We start from the raw sequence: 4,018 nt of genomic DNA on the forward strand, positions 1-4,018 counted from the left end.
TTTCCCGCAGATTTAGCAGATTATAAAATTAAATTGTGAAAGAGGAATTATTTCTCAATTATCATCGTTACTCCTTGTCCGCCCGCGGCACAAATAGAAATTAATCCTCTTCCGGAACCTTTTTCGTTAAGCAGTTTTGCCATTACGCCAATAATTCTTCCTCCAGTTGCTGCAAAAGGATGTGCTGCCGCCAAACTGCTGCCTTTTACATTCAATTTATTTCGATCAATAGCGCCTAAAGTTTTCTTTAAGCCAATTTCGGCACTCAATTCTGGACTTTCCCAAATTTTTAAAGTAGCTAAAACCTGCGCTGCAAAAGCTTCGTGAATTTCGTAGTAATCAAAATCTTGAAGAGTTAAATCTGCTTTTTCAAGCATTCTTGAAACTGCAAATAAAGGCGCAAGCAATAGATTCTGCTGATTTTTGACGTATTCTATAGCCGCAATCTCACCAAAAGTAATATAAGCCAAAATAGGAAGTCCCTGTTCTTTTGCCCATTCTTCGCTAGCTAGAAGCACACAAGAAGCCCCGTCTGTCAATGGAGTTGAATTTCCTGCGGTAAGAGTTCCGTTTACTTTATCAAAAGCAGGATTTAGTTTGGCTAATTTTTCAATGGTACTGTCTCTTCTAAGGTTATTATCTTTTTCCAAGCCGTTGAAAGGCGTAATCATATCATCAAAAAAGCCTTCATCATACGCTTTAGCCATATTCAAATGACTTTTTAAAGCAAATTGATCTTGCTCTTCGCGGGAAATTTTATAATATTTTGCAGTGATTTCAGTATGTCCGCCCATAGAAAGTCCCGTTTGTGATTCTTCATTTCGAGGCACTAATGGAGATAAATCTTTCGGACGAAGTTTTAGAAAGGTTTTGATTTTTTCTCCCAATGATTTTGCTTTTCGGGCATCTAGCAATATTTTTCGAAGTTTCTCGCTCACAGCAATCGGCATATCACTGATAGAATCTACACCACCCGCAATTCCAGAATCGATTTGTCCGAGTGCAATTTTATTTGCAATATAAATAGCGCTTTCAATTCCCGTATCGCAGGCTTGCTGTAAATCGCAAGCAGGAGTAGCGGGGTCGAGGCTAGTCTGCATGACACATTCGCGAATTAAATTATTATCGTAAGTATGTTTGATTACGGCGCCTCCTGCAACTTCGCCTAATAATTTCCCTTTTAGATTGTATTTATCAATAAGACCATTGAGTGCAGCGGTCATCATTTCTTTGTTTCCTACATTGGAATAAGCCGTATTAGCTCTTGCAAAAGGAATTCTGTTATAGCCGACAATGGCAACTTTTCTTATGGTATTTGATTTCATATCAGGAAGTTATTTGTTTTTGGTTTTTGAAATTTAGAACTATAAAGATAGAAATAGATTTCGGTTTGATGCTTAATCTAGATTAATATTATCAAGAAATAACTTAAATATGTCTGATTTAAAATTTATTATTACTGATTTAGTATAATTTGTTGTATTTATTTAGAATGAATTAAAATAATTTGGAAAAGTTGAGATTTGCGTATACTTTTGTCGCTCAATTTAAAATCAAAACCAAATGAAAATAATTTTAAATCCAAAAGTTTATTTTTTTATGCTGTTTTTAAGCTCATTAAATTTAATGGCACAACAGCTTGGAAATGTAAATGGGAAAATTTCTTTGAGTGGCAATAAACCAGCTGAAAATATTGCTGTCGCTTTAAAAGGAACAAAATATTCAGATATTACTAGTGTTTCAGGACATTATGAAATTAAAAATGTAAAGCCAGGAACATATACCATTGTATTAAAGGGTGTGGGAATTCAGCCTGTTGAGGATAAAATTGTAGTCAATTCAAAACAAACCACAACTAAGAATTTTTCTCTTTCTGAAAGCCAAGAAGATCTAGAAGAAGTGGTAATTAAAAAGAATAAATACAAGCAAGACAAACCTTCATTGTCTTTGCGTCTTCAGACTCCAGTTTTAGAAATTCCTCAAAACATACAAATTGTAAGCGGACAGACTTTAAAAGACCAGCAGATTACGAGCATGAGTGACGGTGTGATTCGTAACGTGAGTGGTGCTGTACGTTTGGAGCATTGGGGAGATTTGTATACGAATATTACAATGAGAGGTTCTCAAATTCAAGCTTTTAGGAACGGATTTAACGTGGTTTCTTCGTTTTGGGGACCATTAACTGAAGATATGAGTTTTGTAGATCATATCGAGTTTGTAAAAGGTCCTGCTGGTTTCATGCTTTCAAGCGGTGACCCAAGCGGATTATACAACGTGGTAACTAAAAAGCCTACGGGAGTAACAAAAGGCGAAGTAAGTGTACTTGGCGGAAGCTATGATTTTTATAGAGTAAGCCTCGATCTTGACGGAAAATTAGATAAAAAAGGAAAATTATTATACAGATTTAACGGAGCTGCACAAAAGAAAGGATCATTCCGTCCGTTTGAGCATAACGACCGTTACGTAATTGCGCCTGTAATTTCTTATCAGATTGATGATAAAACAAAATTGACATTTGAATACAACTTTCAATATGCAAATATGACCGAAGTAGGTTCTTACTATGTTTTTGGACCACAATCAGGAGGTTATGCAACTTTGCCTCGCAATTTTACCATGACACAGCCTGGATTGCCAGATACTAATATTCAAGATCATAGTGGTTATCTGCAGTTTGAACATAAGTTTGACGAAAATTGGAAACTTACAGCGCAAACGTCTTATTTTAAATACATTCAGCAGGGATATAGCTCTTGGCCAGGTGTTGTTGGTCCTGGACCAGTTGATAGAAATTTTGATGGCATTCCGGAAGGAAACCTTGCAGCTGGTGAGATTATCAGAAATGTTGGTATTTGGGATGCAGAAAGTAATATGTATCTAGGACAGATTTTCGTAAACGGAAAATTCAATACAGGAAATGTTTCTCATAAAGTATTGGGTGGAGTAGATTTAGGAAACAAAGATTATATGGCAGATTGGGGACAGTCTCATGATTTAGATACAGTTGATAATCCGTTTAATGTTTATAATCCAAATTATGGTACGCCATCAAATGGTTTACCGCAATTTGATCACGATACTCCTTTAAGCCAAAGAGCTGGCGGACTTTACGGTTCGAAATATGCGGCAGGTTATGTTCAAGATGAGCTTGGCTTTTTAGAAAATAGATTAAGATTGACCCTTGCTGCAAGATATACTTGGATTAGTCAAACTAGCAGCTACGAGGCAGAACCAATTGAGGATAGCCATATTACGCCTCGTGCTGGTTTAAGTTATTCTATTACTGATGATTTTGCAGTTTACGGGTTATATGATCAAGCTTTTACACCTCAATCTGGTGTAGTAAGAAGTGGCGATGTAAAACCTCTTACTGGAAATAATGTTGAATTTGGACTTAAAAAAGATTGGTTTGACGGTTCTTGGAATACAAGTGTATCGGTTTACAATATCTTAAAGAAGAATGAGTTAACAGCAGATCCTAGTAATCAGCCAAACGAACAGTATAAAATTGTTTTGGGTGAAAAAAGAGCTCGCGGTGTTGAATTTGATGTTAGAGGAAAAATCTTTGATGGCTTAAATCTTATTGCAAATTATGCCTTTACAGAATCAACGGTAACTAAAGTTGATCCAGCTGTTTCTCAAGCTAATGGTATTAATGTTGGAGATATTGTGCCTGGTTATGCAAAACATACAGCAAATGCATGGTTAAATTATACGCTTCAAAATGGTAAACTGAAAGGTTTTGGCGCTTCTATAGGAGGAACTTTCCTTGACGGACGTCAGACGGATACTTGGAGTGAAGGTCTTCAAAAATTACCTTCTTACTTTAAATTGGATGGAGGTTTATCTTATGAAACTGGTAAAGTCAAAGTTACTGCAAACGTATTCAACATCTTAGATAAATATTTATATAGCGGTTCATTCTACAGTTGGTTAAATGCTTATTACTGGCAGGCTGAAGCGCCAAGAAATTTTAGAGTTGGGGTTACTTATAAGTTTTAAAGGCGCTAAGGTTCTG

2 protein-coding genes are annotated in these 4,018 nt (G+C 36.0%); one reads left to right on the forward strand and one right to left on the reverse strand.

Annotation, left to right across the window (positions count from 1 at the left end; all coding sequences use genetic code 11):
- Positions 1 to 47: 47 nt before the first annotated feature.
- Positions 48 to 1,325, reverse strand: coding sequence for an acetyl-CoA C-acetyltransferase (locus FF52_RS04370; RefSeq protein WP_008463299.1), 1,278 nt, complete (start codon positions 1,323 to 1,325; stop codon positions 48 to 50).
- 238 nt (positions 1,326 to 1,563) lie between these two features.
- On the opposite strand from FF52_RS04370, the gene FF52_RS04375 reads away from it, so the two are divergent.
- On the forward strand, positions 1,564 to 4,002 hold the full coding sequence (locus FF52_RS04375; protein ID WP_008463300.1) for a TonB-dependent receptor: 2,439 nt from the start codon (positions 1,564 to 1,566) through the stop codon (positions 4,000 to 4,002).
- Positions 4,003 to 4,018: the final 16 nt, after the last annotated feature.

The organism is Flavobacterium sp. F52, assembly GCF_000278705.1.
GTDB lineage: Bacteria > Bacteroidota > Bacteroidia > Flavobacteriales > Flavobacteriaceae > Flavobacterium > Flavobacterium anhuiense.